15 protein-coding genes and 1 pseudogene are annotated in these 15,957 nt (G+C 64.9%); 6 read left to right on the plus strand and 10 right to left on the minus strand.

Annotation, left to right across the window (positions count from 1 at the left end):
* The first annotated feature begins 37 nt into the window (after nucleotides 1-37).
* The gene (locus ACK41V_RS16125) at nucleotides 38-433 is read left to right on the plus strand and encodes a hypothetical protein (protein ID WP_409783664.1); all 396 of its coding nucleotides are present in this window, start codon (nucleotides 38-40) and stop codon (nucleotides 431-433) included.
* Nucleotides 434-464: 31 nt separating this feature from the next.
* Here ACK41V_RS16125 and ACK41V_RS16130 read toward each other — a convergent pair whose 3' ends face one another.
* The 3 genes from ACK41V_RS16130 to ACK41V_RS16140 are packed head-to-tail and all read right to left on the minus strand — an operon-like array spanning nucleotide 465 to nucleotide 3,347.
* The gene (locus ACK41V_RS16130) at nucleotides 465-1,157 is read right to left on the minus strand and encodes a hypothetical protein (protein WP_409783666.1); all 693 of its coding nucleotides are present in this window, start codon (nucleotides 1,155-1,157) and stop codon (nucleotides 465-467) included.
* Between the two features lie 17 nt (nucleotides 1,158-1,174).
* Nucleotides 1,175-2,125 (minus strand): ornithine carbamoyltransferase, encoded by a 951-nt coding sequence (gene argF, locus ACK41V_RS16135; protein WP_409783668.1) that lies wholly within the window; start codon nucleotides 2,123-2,125, stop codon nucleotides 1,175-1,177.
* Between the two features lie 25 nt (nucleotides 2,126-2,150).
* Nucleotides 2,151-3,347, minus strand: coding sequence for an aspartate aminotransferase family protein (locus ACK41V_RS16140; RefSeq protein WP_409783669.1), 1,197 nt, complete (start codon nucleotides 3,345-3,347; stop codon nucleotides 2,151-2,153).
* Nucleotides 3,348-3,613: 266 nt separating this feature from the next.
* Here ACK41V_RS16140 and ACK41V_RS16145 point away from each other — a divergent pair, with 266 nt between their 5' ends.
* A complete protein-coding gene (locus tag ACK41V_RS16145) occupies nucleotides 3,614-3,940 on the plus strand; it encodes a DUF3579 domain-containing protein (protein WP_409783670.1) in 327 nt (108 codons plus the stop codon).
* A 351-nt stretch (nucleotides 3,941-4,291) separates the two neighbouring features.
* Here ACK41V_RS16145 and rpsT read toward each other — a convergent pair whose 3' ends face one another.
* Nucleotides 4,292-4,594, minus strand: coding sequence for a 30S ribosomal protein S20 (gene rpsT / locus ACK41V_RS16150; RefSeq protein ID WP_409783672.1), 303 nt, complete (start codon nucleotides 4,592-4,594; stop codon nucleotides 4,292-4,294).
* Nucleotides 4,595-4,793: 199 nt separating this feature from the next.
* On the opposite strand from rpsT, the gene murJ reads away from it, so the two are divergent.
* Both murJ and ACK41V_RS16160 read left to right on the plus strand, forming a co-directional pair.
* The gene (gene murJ, locus ACK41V_RS16155) at nucleotides 4,794-6,359 is read left to right on the plus strand and encodes a murein biosynthesis integral membrane protein MurJ (RefSeq protein ID WP_409783674.1); all 1,566 of its coding nucleotides are present in this window, start codon (nucleotides 4,794-4,796) and stop codon (nucleotides 6,357-6,359) included.
* 95 nt (nucleotides 6,360-6,454) lie between these two features.
* Nucleotides 6,455-7,306: a SirB1 family protein gene (locus tag ACK41V_RS16160; protein WP_409783675.1), complete on the plus strand. Its 852-nt coding sequence runs from the start codon at nucleotides 6,455-6,457 to the stop codon at nucleotides 7,304-7,306.
* 58 nt (nucleotides 7,307-7,364) lie between these two features.
* On the opposite strand, the gene ACK41V_RS16165 is transcribed toward ACK41V_RS16160, so the two are convergent.
* Together ACK41V_RS16165 and ACK41V_RS16170 are read right to left on the minus strand one after the other, a co-directional pair.
* Nucleotides 7,365-8,222 carry a plasmid replication/partition related protein gene (locus ACK41V_RS16165; RefSeq protein ID WP_409783677.1) on the minus strand — a complete coding sequence of 286 codons (858 nt, stop codon included), beginning with the start codon at nucleotides 8,220-8,222 and terminating at the stop codon, nucleotides 7,365-7,367.
* Between the two features lie 78 nt (nucleotides 8,223-8,300).
* Nucleotides 8,301-9,401 carry a transporter gene (locus tag ACK41V_RS16170; RefSeq protein WP_409783679.1) on the minus strand — a complete coding sequence of 367 codons (1,101 nt, stop codon included), beginning with the start codon at nucleotides 9,399-9,401 and terminating at the stop codon, nucleotides 8,301-8,303.
* Between the two features lie 127 nt (nucleotides 9,402-9,528).
* On the opposite strand from ACK41V_RS16170, the gene ppk2 reads away from it, so the two are divergent.
* Nucleotides 9,529-10,443, plus strand: a complete 915-nt coding sequence (ppk2, locus tag ACK41V_RS16175) for a polyphosphate kinase 2 (RefSeq protein ID WP_409783681.1) — start codon at nucleotides 9,529-9,531, stop codon at nucleotides 10,441-10,443.
* A 277-nt stretch (nucleotides 10,444-10,720) separates the two neighbouring features.
* On the opposite strand, the pseudogene ACK41V_RS16180 reads toward ppk2, so the two are convergent.
* The 3 genes and pseudogenes from ACK41V_RS16180 to ACK41V_RS16190 all read right to left on the minus strand — a co-directional run bounded on the left by ACK41V_RS16180 (nucleotide 10,721) and on the right by ACK41V_RS16190 (nucleotide 12,655).
* Nucleotides 10,721-11,741: pseudogene (locus ACK41V_RS16180) on the minus strand (GlxA family transcriptional regulator).
* A complete protein-coding gene (locus tag ACK41V_RS16185; RefSeq protein WP_409783683.1) occupies nucleotides 11,738-12,046 on the minus strand; it encodes a DUF1272 domain-containing protein in 309 nt (102 codons plus the stop codon). Before ACK41V_RS16185 ends, ACK41V_RS16180 begins: the two are co-directional and overlap by 4 nt.
* 33 nt (nucleotides 12,047-12,079) lie before the next feature.
* Nucleotides 12,080-12,655, minus strand: a complete 576-nt coding sequence (locus ACK41V_RS16190; protein ID WP_409783685.1) for a cysteine hydrolase family protein — start codon at nucleotides 12,653-12,655, stop codon at nucleotides 12,080-12,082.
* Nucleotides 12,656-12,996: 341 nt separating this feature from the next.
* Between ACK41V_RS16190 and ACK41V_RS16195 the strand changes: the two genes are divergently transcribed.
* Nucleotides 12,997-14,055: an alpha/beta hydrolase family esterase gene (locus ACK41V_RS16195; RefSeq protein WP_409783687.1), complete on the plus strand. Its 1,059-nt coding sequence runs from the start codon at nucleotides 12,997-12,999 to the stop codon at nucleotides 14,053-14,055.
* A 162-nt stretch (nucleotides 14,056-14,217) separates the two neighbouring features.
* Here the strand turns inward: ACK41V_RS16195 and ACK41V_RS16200 are convergent, their stop codons facing one another.
* Nucleotides 14,218-15,822, minus strand: coding sequence for a methyl-accepting chemotaxis protein (locus tag ACK41V_RS16200; protein WP_409783689.1), 1,605 nt, complete (start codon nucleotides 15,820-15,822; stop codon nucleotides 14,218-14,220).
* Nucleotides 15,823-15,957 lie beyond the last annotated feature (135 nt).

Below are 15,957 nucleotides of genomic sequence, written 5' to 3' on the forward strand. Positions count from 1 at the left end.
CGCTGAGTAAGCCAGAAAGGTCAACCTGAAAACAGGAATGAGGTTTCCAGCAGTTTCTGGCCAGCTCGCGGTGCTGGTAGTGACGGCGTCGCTGTGCTGCGCCCTAGCGCCGAGTGCGGTTGCCGCACCGTCTGCCCCGGCAGCGCAGGGCGACTCGGGCGCCGCCACCGTGGATCCCGTTTACACGCGGGCCGCTCTGGTGTCGGTGCAGAAGGAGCCAGACGGCCGATTGCTGGTGCGTTTGAAGCTGCTGCCGCGGGCCAAGATTCCGTTTACCACGCTGGCGTTCGTGGCGGTGGATCGGGCGTGGCTGGCTGGTATTCCAGAAGGCGCCTGGGTCAAGTTCACGGCCCGGTCTGTGGAGGGCGAGAATTTCCTGACCTCCATGCACGTGGTGGAGGAGTGCCGACGGTTTCAACCCTGCGATGAATGAAGCGCCGAACGCGCTTTCCTGAGCCAACGCCTTATTTTGTTTCTGGGCCGTAGAGTCGACCCCCGCTCAGCGCCCCCAGCGCACGGCGCAGGTTCGCGCGCGCCTGCGCTTCATACCGTTGGTAAAACAGGTCCGTGCCGTAGATGCGAGGCCGGTCGAGAAACCCCTGCAGCACCGCACTGCGCCCCGCCACATAGCGCGGCCAGCGCACAAAGAAGTATTCGCGCCGCACGTTCCGCTCGAACTGGCGGTACACCGCATCGCTCTGGCTCAGGATGGCCAGGTCGATATCGACCACCCACTGTGCATCGCCCGCGAGGGGGCCTGGCATGTGGCGGGTGTCCAGAATGTGCTGGTGTACGGTCTGCGCCAGCGTGGCGGACAGGCCCTGGCTGAGCAGGAAACGGCTGGCCCAGTCGGCGCTGCGCGCTTCGTTGTGCTTGCTCCACGGCCAGTAGATGGCGTCGTGGTACCACAGGGCCAGAGCCACAGCGTGCGGATTGTCGAGCGCACCCGGTTTCTGATCCTGCACCATTTGCCAACGCCGCAGGCAGGCCCAGAGGTGGGTGGTGTCGTGGTACGCGCGCGGCCAGCGAGACCAGGCGAGTACCAAGCGTCGCCCTTCCTTGCGCCAAGCCGGTGTATCCCTGCCCAGCGCTTGGCCCAATGTTTGCCAATGCGCCAGCAGTTCGGCGCTATGGGCAGGCTGGCGGCGCCAAGGCATGGATGGGGCTTTGGGGATCAGGCTACCTTGCCAAGCAGCAGATATTCCATGAGCGCCTTCTGCACATGCATCCGGTTCTCGGCTTCATCCCAAACCACCGATTGCGGCCCGTCGATCACATCCGCCTCGACTTCCTCGCCACGGTGCGCAGGCAGGCAGTGCATGAAGAGGGCATCGGGTTTGGCGGCCGCCATCATTTCGGCATCCACACACCAGTCGGCAAACGCCTTCTTGCGCTCTTCGTTCTCGGCCTCGTAGCCCATGCTGGTCCACACGTCGGTAGTGACCAGGTCGGCGCCTTGGCAGGCTTCGAGTGGGTTGCTAAAAAATTGATAGCTATCAGCGCTTATCCCACCTGCGCCAGCGGCCAATTTCTCATCAATTTCATAGCCACGGGGCGTGCTGACGTGTACCTTGAAGCCCAGCAGCGCAGCCGCCTGCAGCCAGGTGTTGGCCATGTTGTTGCCATCACCCACCCAGGCCACTGTCTTGCCCTTGAGGCAATCGGTCAGATGGCCGGTTCCGTCCTTGGAGCCACGGTGTTCGATGAAGGTGAAGATGTCCGCCAGGATCTGGCAGGGGTGGTATTCGTTGGTCAGGCCGTTGATGACAGGCACGCGCGAGTTGGCGGCAAAGTCTTCGATCTTGGTCTGCTCATAGGTGCGGATCATCACCAGGTCCACCATGCGGCTGATGACCTTGGCGCTGTCTTCAATCGGCTCGGCGCGCCCCAGCTGGCTGTCGCCCGTGGTCAGGTGCACGACCGAGCCGCCCAGCTGGTACATGCCCGCCTCAAAGCTCACGCGGGTGCGGGTGCTGGCCTTCTCAAAGATCATGGCCAGGGTGCGGTCGACCAGCGGGTGGTGCTTTTCGTAGGCCTTGAACTTCTTCTTGATGAGCGCGGCACGTTCGAAAAGGTAGCTGTATTCGTCGGCGTTGAGGTCGCTGAACTGCAGGTAATGTTTCATGGGCTTGTGTCTCAGTGCCGGCCGATCATTCGGCCAGGATGGCTTTGACCAGCGGGGTCAGTTTTGCGACGATTTCGTCGGCTTCGGCAGGGGTCAGGATCAGCGGGGGAACCAAACGGATCACGCTGTCGGCGGTGACTGAAAGCAGCAGGCCCGCTTCCGCCGCGCGGCCAATCAGCGCGCCGCAGGGCTTGTTCAGCTCAATACCCAGCATCAGGCCCTGACCGCGGATTTCTTTCACGCCGGGCAGGCTGCCCAGTTCGCGCTGCAGGGCCGCGCGCAGGTGATCTCCCACCGTGGCAGCGTTTTGCAGCAGGCCGTCTTCTTCCATGATGCGGATGGTCTCGACCCCGGCCCGCATGGCCAGCGGGTTGCCACCAAACGTGGTGCCATGGTTACCGGGCTGAAGCACGTTGGCAGCCTTGGGGCCCGCCACCACAGCCCCCACCGGCACGCCAGAACCCAGGCCCTTGGCCAAGGGCATCACATCCGGAACGATGCCCGCCCACTGGTGGGCAAACCACTTACCGGTGCGGCCCATGCCGCACTGCACTTCGTCGATCATCATGAGCCAGCCGCGCTCGTCGCACAGCGTGCGCAGCTGCTGCAGGTACTCAATGCGCATGCCGTTGATGCCGCCTTCGCCTTGGATGGTTTCAAAGAACACTGCCACCACATTGGGGTTGCCTTCGGTCGCCTTTTTGATGGCGTCGATGTCGTTCATGGGCACGCGCACAAACCCTTCGACCAGCGGGCCGAAGCCGTTGTGGATCTTGGGGTTGCCCGTGGCCGACATGGTGGCGATGGAGCGGCCGTGGAAGGCTTTTTCATACACCACGATCTCGGGCTTGGCGATGCCTTTGTCCACGCCGTACTTGCGCGCGATCTTGAGTGCAGCCTCATTGGCCTCCAGGCCCGAGTTGCAAAAGAACACATTGGTCATGCCCGACAGCTCCACCAGCTTGGCGGCAAGCTGCTCTTGCAGCGGCACGTGGTAGTAGTTGGAGGTGTGGATCAGCTTGGTGATCTGGTCTTGCAGCGCGGGCACGAGCTTGGGATGGTTGTGGCCCAGCGTGTTCACCGCGATGCCGCCCAGGCCGTCCAGGTATTCTTTGCCGTTCACGTCCCAGACGCGGCTGCCTTGTCCACGTGCCAGTGCAATCGGCACACGGCCATAGGTGTTCATCACGTGGGGCGAAGCTGCCGGGATGGAAGCGGTCATGCAGAAATCTCCAGACGGTACGGTAATGGGTCGGCTTGTGGCCTGTAAACCCGAAAAAGCGAAGCACGATTCTAGGGGGAGCAGGGTGATCGTCTGTTGACGATTGCGCATCACTGCAATGCAGTGCTCTACCTGAGTTTGGGATCTATGGGTAGCGCGGCATAAGGATTAGGGAGTCAGCTCTTATATAAGAGTTAGAATGTCGCGCTGCGGTGCAGCATGCAGTGATCCTGTGTCTGGCGCGCCCACTACCACTCCAATCCCCGATGGTTTCCCCCTCCTCCAAAGAAGTCTTCATTCAGGGCATTACCCACGACGGGAAAACCTTTCGCCCCAGCGACTGGGCCGAGCGGTTGGCCGGGGTCATGAGCAGTTTCCGCCCGGGTGGGGCACGCCCGGGCAGCCATCTGAGCTATTCACCCTGGTGCATTCCGACCACGCTCAACGGTGTGAAATGCGTGGTGGTGAACCACGATCTGCGCGACCACGAGCCCATGGCCTGGGATTTCGTCATCAACTTTGCGCGCGACAACAACCTGCAGGTGGCCGAAGCCTGCTTGTTGCCGGACGTCCCGCCGCTTCCCAAGCCCTGACAGTTGGATCGGGAAAGGTCTGGCTGGCTGGTGTGCTGCGCGTGCACCACTGGTGCCCGACTCAGTACCGCACGATGAGCCCAACAATGCCCAAAAAGCGGCAATGGCGGCTCCACCCCCGGTAGTTCAATCACCAACTCGCGTTTGAGGGGTGCTGGCCGCTCCTAGCCCAGGATCATGGGGTACCCGGTGTAACCCACGCAATGTCACAAGCCCGTGAAGGGGCCGGAAACGAAAAAACCGCCCGAAGGCGGCTTAGTCGTTTTTCTTTTGCTGGCAGCGCACCCGTTACAAACGGCGAACGGCACATGCCGTTCGGGCTGTTTGCCTGCCGAGGCAGGCGGTGAATGTTTAGGCTGCTGCCAGGGCCAGGGCTTTCACCTTGGCAGACAGACGGCTCTTATCGCGAGCTGCCTTGTTCTTGTGGAAGATGCCCTTGTCAGCCACGGTGTCCACCACGGCTTGCATCTTGGCGAACAGTTCGGTCGCCTTGGTCTTGTCGCCAGCCAGAACAGCCTTTTCGACGTTCTTGACAGCGGTACGGTATTTGGAACGCATGGAGGTGTTCGCAGCGTTCAGCTTGACGTCCTGACGGACGCGCTTGCGGCCGGAGGCCAGGCGGGGGTTCTTCTTCTTTGGTTTAGCGGATGCCATAATTTATTTCCTTGGGGTCTGTGGATGATGCCAGCAAAGCCCGCGATTATAGCCCAGGGTGGGTTACGGGTGCCGCCCCACTCAAAAACCGGAGCGCCGCCATCGCCAGCGCACCCGTGGAACTGGCTCTGCCAGGCCACCGGGTGCGTCCCCCTCGGGGGAAGACGCGAAGCGGCTCAGGGGGAATACACTCCCTGCGGTGTCATTGTTCAAAGCCGCCTCTACCGTCTCCCTGCTGACCCTGGCCTCCCGTGTGACGGGCCTGGTGCGCGATCTGCTCATGGCCTCCATGTTCGGGGCCAACGCCCTGACGGACGCCTTCAACATCGCCTTCCGCATTCCCAACTTTTTTCGCCGCCTGTTCGCTGAGGGCGCCTTCAGCCAGGCTTTTGTGCCGGTGTTGGCCACCACCAAAGCGCAAGAGGGCGAAGAGGTCACGCGCCGCCTGATTGCAGCGGTGGCCACCGTGTTGGCCTGGGTGCTGCTGCTGGCCTGCATTCTGGGCGTGTTCGGCGCGCCGGTGCTGGTCTGGGCCCTGGCCAGCGGCCTGCGCCAAAGCGGCGAGGCCTATGACGCAGCGGTACTGATGACGCGCTGGATGTTCCCCTACATCGGCTTCATGTCGATGGTGGCGCTGTCGGCGGGCATTCTCAACACCTGGAAGCACTTTGCGGTGCCCGCCGTCTCGCCGGTGCTGCTCAACTTGTGCATGATCGCTGCCGCCTGGCTGGGGGCTCCGCAGCTGGAGGCGCGGGGGATCGAGCCCATTTTTGCGATGGCGGGCGGTGTGATGCTGGGCGGTGTGTTGCAACTGGCCGTGCAAGTGCCTGCGCTGGCGCGGCTGGGTCTGCTGCCACGCATCGGCGTGACCTGGGGCGCCATCCGTGCGGCCTGGGCCGAGCCCGGCGTACGGCGCGTGCTGATGCTGATGGGTCCCATCCTGCTGGGCGTGGGCGTGGCGCAGATATCGCTGCTCATCAATACCCAGATCGCCTCCTACCTGGAACCCGGAAGCGTGACCTGGCTTTTTTACGCTGATCGGTTGATGGAGTTTCCGACTGCATTGCTCGGCGTGGCCCTGGGTGTGGTGCTCACCCCGCAGCTCACGGCCGCCAAGGCCGCGGGCGACTCTGAACGTTACTCGGCCATGCTGGACTGGGGCCTGCGCATTGTGGTGCTGCTGTCCGTGCCCTGCGCGGTGGCGCTGCTCACGTTTTCCACGCCCCTGGTGGCCACGTTGTTCCACCATGGCAAGCTGACCGATAACGATGTGGCGCAGATTGCTGTCGCGCTGTCGGGCTACGGCGCCGGTTTGCTCGGCATCGTGGCCATCAAGGTGCTGGCGCCCGGCTACTACGCCAGCCAGGACGTGCGCACACCCGTCAAGATCGCGATCGTGGTGCTGGTCATCACCCAGTTGCTCAACATTGCGCTGGTGCCTTTGATTGAGCACGCGGGCCTGGCGCTGTCGATTGGTCTGGGCGCGCTCATCAACGCCCTGTGGTTGCTGGTGGGTTTGCTGCGGCGCGGCAGCTACCAGCCGCTGCCGGGCTGGGGCAAGTTTGCGCTGCAGGTGGTGGCCGCCAGTGCGCTGTTGGCGGTGTTGCTGGTGTGGGGCGCGCAGCACTTTGATTGGGTGGGAATGAAAGCGCAGACCTGGCAGCGCGTGGGCTTGCTGGCTGCGCTGATGGCCGCCGCCGCGGTGCTTTACTTTGGCGCGCTGTGGGCGTCGGGCCTCAAGTTGCGCAAGATGCTGCGGCGCTGACGTTTCGGGCTTGTCCCTTCAAAGCCGTCAAATGCCCCTTGAAACCGCTCTTCCTGTCGCTTGACGCGGCCGGGCGAGGCACTTACAACCCTGCCATGTCCCTGAGTTATTCCGTACCCACCTCGCTGGAGTACTTTGCATCGCTGGTGCAAAGCGACGATCACTTTCCGCTGCTGGAGGCCGCGGCCAGCCTGGCCCAGGACGAATACCCCGAGCTGGACATGCAACTGCTGCTGGGCGACATGGACCAGCTGCTCGCCCGCATCAAACGCCGCCTGCCTGCCGATGCGCCTGCGCTGCAGCGCTTGCGCACCCTCAACCAGTTCTTTTTTGCCGACCTGGGCTTTGGCGGCAACATCAACAACTACTACGACCCCGAAAACAGCTACCTCAACGCTGTGCTGCGCACGCGCCGGGGCATTCCCATCAGTCTGGCGGTGTTGTGGATGGAGCTGGCTCAGGGACTGGGTCTGCATGCGCGGGGCATTGCGTTCCCGGGGCATTTCATGGTCAAGGTGCTCTTGCCCAAAGGCCAGGTGGTGCTCGACCCGATCTCGGGCCAGTCATTGAGCCGCGAAGAGCTGGCCGAGCGGCTGGAGCCCTACAAGCGCCGCAACGGCCTGGTGGACGATTACGACGTGCCCCTGGGCCTTTACCTGCAGGCCGCCACGCCGCGCGACATCATTGCGCGCATGTTGCGCAACCTGAAAGAAGTGCACCGCACGCAGCAGGACTGGCAGCGGTTAATTGCGGTGCTGGACCGCCTCATCGTGTTGCTGCCCGAGGCCTGGGGCGAGTGGCGCGACCGCGGCCTGGCCCATGCCGAGCGCGGCAATACGGCAGAGGCCGTGGCCGACCTGGAGGCCTATCTGGCCCATGCCGACGATGGGCTTGACATTGACCTGATTGCCGACCGGCTGAGCGCGCTGCGCAGCGCCAACCGGTGAGTCGGGTGGGCCGGATCGACCGGATTGACCGCCCCGCGAGGGCGGTCAACACACCGCGTCAGAACGGCTGATCGGCGGGGTTGAGCTGGGCCAGCTGTCGGCGCAGTTCGGCGTTCTCTGCCGTCAGCTCTGCGATCTGCTGGCGCAGCCGCTGGACCTCATCGCTGTCACCGCTACTGCTCTCGTTTTCGACATCGGCCTGGTCTGCATCCGGCTGATCTTTTGGCGCTTCCTCCCGCGGGGGCTTGCGCTTAAGGTCGCGCACACGCTTGGCGGCCTGCTTCAGCTCCTCTTTGCCTGCGGCCACAGCCGCCACCTGCTCTTCGGCGGGCAAGGTGGCCACGGCGGCGGCCGCGTTGATGGAGATGGTGCCGGACTTCACCGCCGCCACCAGCTCCGGCGCGGCTTGCTTCTGGATCTTTTCGATCATCACCACCTGGCTGCTGCTCAGGCGTGCAGCCTTGGCAATAGCTTCGCGGCTGTTCAACGGGTCGGCGGCGGGCAGGCCTGCGGCGGTTTCTGCGGGGTAGGAGTTGGCGGCGCTCTCGCCCGAAGCACCGGTTGCGTCAGGCGCAGCGACCGCGCGGGCGCGGCGGTCAGCCACGATTTCGCGCTTGCGCAAGGCCAGCACACCGCGCTGGAAGTCCGACACGCTGCGGCGTCCCAGGTGCTGGTCAATCATCCACAGGTGCACGTCTTCCATCGACTGAAAGCGCGGGTTTTGCACGGTCTGAAACGGCAGGCCATGTTTTTGGCAAATGCCATAGCGGTTGTGGCCGTCCACCAGCACGTCGCCCCACAGCACCAGCGCGTCGCGGCAGCCCTCTGTGAGGATGCTGCGCTCCAGGGCCTCGTGCTCGTCGGGGGTCAGGGGTTCGATATAGGCTTTGAGTTCTTCGTTGACGACGATGTTCATGGTGGGCGTGCAGTCGGGGGGCAGGGCAAGGCAAGGGGCGCGATTGTAGACATGCTGGCCACAACCCAGCGCGCATCTTTACCGGTCGCGCGTGCCTCGCAGTGCCAGCCAGCCAGCCACCGCCGTGAATGCCGCTACCACCGCCACGATGATCCAGAACCCGTGGCCGTTGTCCGCCAGCGGCACGCCGCCCACGTTCATGCCAAACAGCCCGGCCAGGATGTTGATGGGCAGGGCCAGCACCGTGACCACCGTCAGCACAAACAGGCTGCGGCTGTTGGCCTCTTGCACGCTGGCAGCAATCTCTTCTTGCAGTAGCTTGATGCGCTCCTGCAGCCCCAGCATGTCGCGCAGCACCACCGAGAACTCCTCGGTCGAATCGCGCAGCTCTTGCGCGTCATCAGCGCCCATCCACGCGGGCGGGTGCTGCAGCAGGCGAAACAAGGCGGCAGGCTCCGGCGCCATCAGGCGCTGCAGGCGCACCAGCAGGCGCCGCAGCACACCCAGCCGCGCGCGCTTGTGGTCCAGCCGCCCGGCCAGCAGCGCGTCTTCGACATCGTCAATGCGCTGCGTCACGCCCCGCACGATGTCCACCAGACCCGAGGCCTGGGTGCGCATCAACTCGGCCAGCAGTGCCACGCTGGAGTTGGGTGCGTTGCCAGCGCGCACGGCCGTGCGCAGCGCATCCACCGACCGCAGCGGGCGGGTGCGCCCCGTCACCATCAAGTGGGGCGCCACGCTGGTCCACAGGGTGGCGATGTCCGACGGCTCAAACGCAAAGTCGAAATGCGCGTCGTTCAGCACGGCGATCAGCGTGTCATCGTCACGCTCAATGCGGGTCGAGACCGAGCGGTCCTTCAGTGCATCAAAAAACGCCTCGGGCAGATCGGCATGCCGCTCCATCCAGCGCACGGCCTGCGCGTGGCTCAGGTTGAAGTGCAACCATAAAAATGTGCGCGGTGTCTGGGGCGGCGCCGAACCCGCGGCGCTTGCGTGCACCACCCGCTGTGCCAGCCACTGCGCGGCTTGCGCAGAATCCACCGTTTGAGGCGCCGCGCCATCTCCATCGGTTAGCAAGTAGCCGCAGATCAGTCCCGCTGAGTCACCGCCGTAGTTCAGGCTGGCGCTCACCGAGGCGAGGGTGGCGGGGGCGTGGGGAGGTCGGTCAGAAGCGGGCACGGGTGGTCAGAATCTGACGGGGCTGTGACGCTGTTGTGACGTTTTGCACAAATGTCACAGTTGTCACGCCGCTGTCACCCACGGGCGCCACCATGGCACATTCTATTTTTTGCCTGGTTTGACGCCCATGTTCCACAACAACGCCCTCGACACCCAGGACCTGATGCAGCGCATCGCCAATGACCTGATCGACAGCTACGACGAAGAGCTGGAGCTGGAGATTGAGGACCGCAATGTGGACGACATCGGCGCGCCGCAGCCCACCGACCGCCTGGCGCGCCAGCAGTATTTCAAAGACCTGTTTCACCTGCAAGGCGAACTCGTCAAGCTGCAGGACTGGGTACAGCACAGTCGGCAGAAGGTGGTGATCTTGTTTGAAGGCCGCGACGCTGCAGGCAAGGGCGGTGTGATCAAACGCATCACCCAGCGCCTGAACCCCCGCGTGGCCCGCGTGGCCGCGCTGCCCGCACCCAACGACCGCGAGCGCACGCAGTGGTACTTTCAGCGTTATGTGGCGCACCTGCCCGCGGCGGGCGAGATGGTGCTGTTTGACCGCAGCTGGTACAACCGCGCGGGCGTCGAGCGCGTGATGGGTTTTTGCAGCGACGACGAGTACGAAGAGTTCTTTCGCACCGTGCCGGACTTCGAGCGGATGCTCGTGCGCTCGGGCATCACGCTTGTCAAATACTGGTTCTCCATCACCGACGAAGAGCAGCACCTGCGGTTCCTCGGCCGCATTCACGACCCGCTCAAGCAGTGGAAACTGAGCCCCATGGACCTGGAAAGCCGTGTGCGCTGGGAGGCTTACACCAAGGCCAAAGAAACGATGCTGGAACGTACGCACATCCCCGAAGCGCCCTGGTGGGTGGTGCAGGCGGTAGACAAGAAAAAAGCGCGCCTGAACTGCATTGCGCACCTGTTGTCGCAACTGCCCTACCAGGATGTGCCGCACCCCGCCGTGGTGCTGCCCGCCCGCGTGCGCAACCCCGAATACCTGCGCCAGCCCGTGCCCGCGAGCATGTACGTGCCTGAGGTGTATTGATCACTGGGCCACGCGGATGTGGTCGTTTTGCTATTGATTAAATAGCTAGTAGCGCTTATCCATAAAGCGCTAGAGGCCAAAAACACTTGATTGGCTACATGCCTTAGATCTGCCCCCAACCGTTCGGGCTGAGCCTGTCGAATCCAGGGCGCTTTTTGCGAACAGCCCTTCGACAGGCTCAGGGCGAATGGTCTATCTGAGGCAGGTACCTCATCAGGCAAAAGCACTCAAAAATCAGCGCTGCACCCGGCGCACCGCCCCGCTCCGCCACGTGGCCTCAGTGCGCCCGCCCCGCGCCGCCTTGCGATGGCGTCCCCCCGCGCCCGAACTGGTGCCACGCCCGGCGCAGCTGGGTGTCCGAACTGAACCCGGCCATCAGCGCCGCCTGCGTCACGTTCTGCCCCGATTGCAGTGCAGCCTCAGCCGTGGCCAGGCGGATGCGGCGCAGGTACGACAGCGGCGCGATACCCGCATGTTCCAGAAACAGCCGCGTCAGGTGTCGGGGCGACGTGTGGGCCACCTCGGCCATGGCGGGCACGTTCCAGTCGGCCTGGGGTTCGCGGCCGACGGCGTCTTGCACGCGGTGCAGGGCGGCATGCAGGTGGTTGCGGTGGTGCAAAAACGGCGACAGCTCGGGGTCGTTGGGCCCCCGGCGCAGGGCCACCACCATGGTTTGCGCGACCTGTGCGGCCACGGCGGGGCCGCAGGTGTCGGCAATGCGGTGCAGCAGCAGGTCGATGCCGGTGGTGACGCCCGCGCTGGTGTGCACCGGGCCATCGGCCACAAACACGCGGTTGGGGGCCACGTCGCATTGCGGGTCCACTTCGGCCAGCTCGTCCAAGTGCTGGTGGTGGGTGGTAGCGCGGCGCCCGGTCAGCAGGCCGGCGTGGGCGGGCGGCCAGCACGGCGCCAGCGCACACGGTCACCAGCTCCAGCTGGCCGGTGGCCAGACGCAGGCCGCGCAGCCAGTGCAGCAGCGCCAGCGCGTCCGGGTTGTTGATGTCAATGCGCTGTCCGGGCAGGCCGACCAGCACCACCCAGGAGGGGCGGGGCAGGGTGGCGGTATCGGGCAGCGGCGCAAGCCCCGTCAGCATCACGCCCACCGAGGTGAGCGACTGCGGTGTGGGGCTGACAAAGTGCAGCACAAACCGCTCGGGCTGGCCCAGCGCGCGCAGGGTCTGGTTGGCAATGCGCAGGGCTTCGGCCGGGCCCGCCCAGTCCAGCAGCAGGCTGTGGGGCAGCAGCGCGAAGTAGATATGGATGGGGTCGGGGCCTTGGCCCAGGGTGGCAGGGGTCATCGCTGCTCGGGTGGCACGCCCCGCAGGCTGGCGGCGAAAGCCGCGTGCGCCGCAACATCCACGGGGCGATGGCGCACCTGGGTGCTGGCCGGATCGTTGCCCAGGTAGTTGCCGTTGCGGCGGTCGTGCGCCGGGCGCACAGGGCGGGGCGCAAAACCGCCGCCGCAGTTGGGGCACACGTTGCCCAGCACCGTGTCCACACAGGTGGCGCAAAAGGTGCATTCAAAGCTGCAGATGCGGGCCTGCAACGAGGCCGGGGGCAGGGCGGTGTTGCAGTGCTCGCAGGTGGGGCGCAGTTCCAGCATGGTGGGCTCCTTAGGGTTACGCGGGTTAGCGGGTTATGAGGGTTGCGTGGTTGGCGTTGAACGTGTCAGCGCCTGTTGCACCGTGCACAGCGTGGCAAAACGGCCCTGCAGCACGGTGGCCGTGCGGGTTTTGATGTCTGCAGCGGTCAGCGTCTGGCCGTCGGGCTGCGCCATGTCCCAGGTCAGCGTGGCGTCGATCACGTAGTCCACTTCCCAGCCCAGGTCTGACGCATGGCGGGTGGTGGTCTCGCAGCATTGTTCGGTGCGGATGCCGCTCACGATGAGGCGTTGAACGCCGTGCTGTGTCAGCCACACGTCCAGCCCGGTGCCCACCAGCGCGCTGTGGCGGGACTTGGTGAACGTGGCCGCCGCGTCAAACGGGGCCAGCCCTTCGAGCGGGCGCACATGGCCGGAGGTTTTGGAAAAAGCGTTCTCGGGCACGTCGGGCCCGTCGCTGTGGAACACCCGCACCACCGGCACGCCGCGCGCGATGCAGCCGTTGATGAGGTCGTTTTGCGCGCTCAGGTAGGCGGGCAGATCCGTGTCGGTGAAGTATGGACGGTGGCGGAACGACTCTTGGACGTCGATCACTATCAGACAAGATTGCATGGGATGGGTCTTTTGGCGGGTGATTGGTGCCGCTTATTTTGATTGGATGCCGCGGCAATGTCCGAACCCTTGCAGACAAGAGTCGATCATTTTCAGCCATAGGTGTGGTGTTTGGTCGAGCGTTTGGTGCATTCCTTAAGTTCAAAGGACTCACTGATGCAAGGTTTTTAAGCCAAATTGGCCTCTAGCGCTTATCCAATAAGCGCTAGCAGCTATAGATTTGATAGTTTTCACGCCCAGGGCCGGAAACTGCTATGGTGGCAAGGGTTTTCCCTATACCTGCTTCGCCCTTACCCCCGCTGACAAAGCTCCCCCCAGCTCCCACCCGCTCCCACCCATCCATGCCGCGCCGTTCCCGTCTGTTCTCGTTGTCTGCGCTGACCCGGGCGTACCAGCGCAACCTCAAGGCGTTTGCACGTGCGACCAAACCCGCGCGGCCCAAGGCCCCGGCCAAGTTGCGGGTGGTGTCGCCCAAGGCGCCCGCGGTGGCGCGCACCAAACCTTCGGTGGGCAAGCCCACGCCGGTCAGCGGTGAATGGCTGGCGGGCCTTGCCCCCGGGCCTGCCGGGGCGCGGCGGTATCAGCTGTACGTCCCCCCCGGGTTAGCGCTCAAGACCGGCGAAAAGCTGCCGCTGCTGGTCATGCTGCACGGCTGCGGGCAGACGGGGCGCGACCTGGCGGCCGTGTCGCGCATGAACCGGCTGGCCGCGCGCCATCGCTTTTTGGTGCTGTACCCCGAGCAAGAGCGCATGGCCAACGCCCACGGCTGCTGGAACTGGTTTGAGCGCCGCAACGGCAAGGCCGAGGCCGAAGCCGCCACGCTGCTGGCCGCGGTTGACCTGGTCGCCCGCAAGCAGCCGGTGGACCTGGCGCGTGTCGCCGTGGCGGGCCTGTCGGCCGGGGCCAGCATGGCCGTGCTGATGGCGGCCCGCTACCCCGAGCGCTTTTGCGCCGTGGCCATGCACTCGGGCGTGGCACCGGGCACGGCCGAATCCGCCGCATCGGCCATGGCCGCCATGCACGGGCGGCGCGAGGCGCAACTGCCCAACACCTTTGCCGAAGGCGCAACTCCCGTGGCGCTGCCGCCCCTGCTGGTGCTGCATGGCGATGCCGATGGGGTGGTATCGGTGCGCAATGCTGCGGCCACCGCCTTGTTGTGGGCGGGCGCACTGGGCGCACGCGCAGGCGCCATTCGCACCTTGCAGCGCGGGCAGCGCCATGCCATGCGGGTGACAGAGTTCAAGACCGGTGGGCGCACCGTGGTGGCGCTGCGCGAGGTGGTGGGTCTGGCCCACGCCTGGAGCGGCGGCACTGCACAGCTGTCCTTCAGCGACCCGGCCGGGCCGGATGCGTCGGCGCTGGTGTGGGCGTTTGTGGTGCGGCAGTTTGCTAAAAAATGAGTCAAATTAGGCTCTAGCGCTTATTGGATAAGCGCTGGAAGCTACTTTTTTGGTAGCAATCTGGCCGCCCCCTGCATCGCAAGAATCGGCACAGGGCAACAGATGATGGGGTGAGCGGCGGGCCCAGCCGCCAGCCCTGCCCCCGCGCCAACCGTGCCGGTGTCAGCGCAACGGGCGCGGCGTGGGCGCAGCGGGCAGGGCGCGCGCACCTGCGTCGCCCCCGTGCCCCGCTTGCAGCTGAAAGGCCGCCACCACCTGCTTGAGTTCGTTCGCCTGCTGCTGCAATGCGGCGGCGGCGGCCGTCGCCTGCTCCACCAGCGCCGCGTTCTGCTGCGTGCCCTGGTCCATCTGCGCCACGGCCTGGTTGATCTGCTCGATGCCATCGGTCTGCTCGCGGCTGGCCTGGCTGATTTCTTCGATCACCGAGGACACACGCTGCACGCTGTCCACCACGTTTTGCATGGTGGCCCCGGCCTCTTGGGCCAGCAGCGCACCGGCTTTCACCTGTTCTGCCGAGTTCCCGATCAGCGCCTTGATCTCCTTGGCTGCCTCGGACGAGCGCTGCGCCAGGCTGCGCACCTCGCTGGCCACCACCGCAAAGCCCCGGCCCTGCTCACCGGCGCGCGCGGCCTCCACGGCGGCGTTCAGCGCCAGGATGTTGGTCTGGAACGCGATGCCCTCAATCACCCCAGTGATGTCCGACACCTTGCGCGACGACGCGTCGATGGAGCCCATGGTCTGCACCACCTTCTCTACCACCGCGCCGCCCTGGCGCGCCACTTCGGACGCCGACTGCGCCAGCACGCTGGCCTGGCGGGCGTTGTCGGCGTTCTGCTTGACGTTGGACGTCATCTCCTCCATCGAGGCAGCGGTCTGCTCCAGCGCGCTGGCCTGCGACTCGGTGCGGCCTGACAGATCGTGGTTGCCCAGGGCGATCTCCTGCGAGGCACTGGCGATGTGCTCGGTGCCGTCGCGCACCCGCTGCACGATGCGGTGCAGGCTGCTCTGCATGGCCTGCATGTCCAGCATCAGGCTCGACTGGTCGCCCTTGCGGGTGGTCACGTCCACCGACAGGTCGCCTTCAGAGATGCTGCGGGCAATGGTGCGGGCATAGCTGGGCTCACCCCCCAGTTGGTGCAGCAGGTTGCGCGAGATCAGCGTGCCCACCACCAGCAGCGCCGCGCCCAGCACCAGCGCGATGGCGCCAAAGCCCAGGGCGCGTTTCCAGATGGCGGAATCCACGGTGTCGATGTACACGCCCGAGCCAATCACCCAACCCCAGGGCGTAAAGCCTTTGACGTACGAGGTTTTCTCCACCGGCGTGTCGCTGCCCGCCTTGGGCCACAGGTAGGGCACAAACCCAGCGCCGCTGGCCTGCACGGTGCGAACGAACTCGACGAACAACTGTTTGCCGTTGGGGTCCTTGTTGGCGGTCAGGTCCTGGCCGTTGAGCTCGGGGCGAATGGGGTGCATCACCATGCGCGGGTGCATGTCGTTGATCCACACGTATTCGTTGCCGCTGTAGCGCACCGCCTGGATGGCCGCCGCCGCGCGCTTGCGGGCCTCGTCGTCGGGCATGCCGCCCTTGGTGCTCAGGTCGTGAAAATGCGTGGCAATGCCGTGCGCGGCCTCCACCACCTGGCGCACGCCGGTCTGGCGCTCTTCCAGGATGAGCTTGCGCTCGGAGACCAGGAACCATCCCGTCATCACTGCGATGCCAAGGATGGCGCTCAACACCAGAAGGGCCAGTTTTTTGGCGATGGTCATCGAGAACCTCTGTCTGCGGCAGAGAGCGCCGCCGTGTCAGGGTACTGCTGGATACAAGCGGCCCAGCTTGGCACAAACCCGCATCGAGGCTTGCTGTGCGGGCAACCATCGGGGATGTGTTGGAGCGCAAAAAAG

It is taken from the genome of Acidovorax sp., assembly GCF_046291265.1.
Classification (GTDB): Bacteria; Pseudomonadota; Gammaproteobacteria; order Burkholderiales; family Burkholderiaceae_C; genus Acidovorax.

What these genes read in the sequence shown, in the direction of transcription:
- ACK41V_RS16125 (WP_409783664.1), top strand. Translation starts at nt 38, where the DNA reads ATGAGGTTTCCAGCAGTTTCTGGCCAGCTCGCGGTGCTGGTAGTGACG.
- ACK41V_RS16130 (WP_409783666.1), bottom strand. Translation starts at nt 1,157, where the DNA reads ATGCCTTGGCGCCGCCAGCCTGCCCATAGCGCCGAACTGCTGGCGCAT.
- argF (WP_409783668.1), bottom strand. Translation starts at nt 2,125, where the DNA reads ATGAAACATTACCTGCAGTTCAGCGACCTCAACGCCGACGAATACAGC.
- ACK41V_RS16140 (WP_409783669.1), bottom strand. Translation starts at nt 3,347, where the DNA reads ATGACCGCTTCCATCCCGGCAGCTTCGCCCCACGTGATGAACACCTAT.
- ACK41V_RS16145 (WP_409783670.1), top strand. Translation starts at nt 3,614, where the DNA reads ATGGTTTCCCCCTCCTCCAAAGAAGTCTTCATTCAGGGCATTACCCAC.
- rpsT (WP_409783672.1), bottom strand. Translation starts at nt 4,594, where the DNA reads ATGGCATCCGCTAAACCAAAGAAGAAGAACCCCCGCCTGGCCTCCGGC.
- ACK41V_RS16160 (WP_409783675.1), top strand. Translation starts at nt 6,455, where the DNA reads ATGTCCCTGAGTTATTCCGTACCCACCTCGCTGGAGTACTTTGCATCG.
- ACK41V_RS16165 (WP_409783677.1), bottom strand. Translation starts at nt 8,222, where the DNA reads ATGAACATCGTCGTCAACGAAGAACTCAAAGCCTATATCGAACCCCTG.
- ppk2 (WP_409783681.1), top strand. Translation starts at nt 9,529, where the DNA reads ATGTTCCACAACAACGCCCTCGACACCCAGGACCTGATGCAGCGCATC.
- ACK41V_RS16185 (WP_409783683.1), bottom strand. Translation starts at nt 12,046, where the DNA reads ATGCTGGAACTGCGCCCCACCTGCGAGCACTGCAACACCGCCCTGCCC.
- ACK41V_RS16190 (WP_409783685.1), bottom strand. Translation starts at nt 12,655, where the DNA reads ATGCAATCTTGTCTGATAGTGATCGACGTCCAAGAGTCGTTCCGCCAC.
- ACK41V_RS16195 (WP_409783687.1), top strand. Translation starts at nt 12,997, where the DNA reads ATGCCGCGCCGTTCCCGTCTGTTCTCGTTGTCTGCGCTGACCCGGGCG.
- ACK41V_RS16200 (WP_409783689.1), bottom strand. Translation starts at nt 15,822, where the DNA reads ATGACCATCGCCAAAAAACTGGCCCTTCTGGTGTTGAGCGCCATCCTT.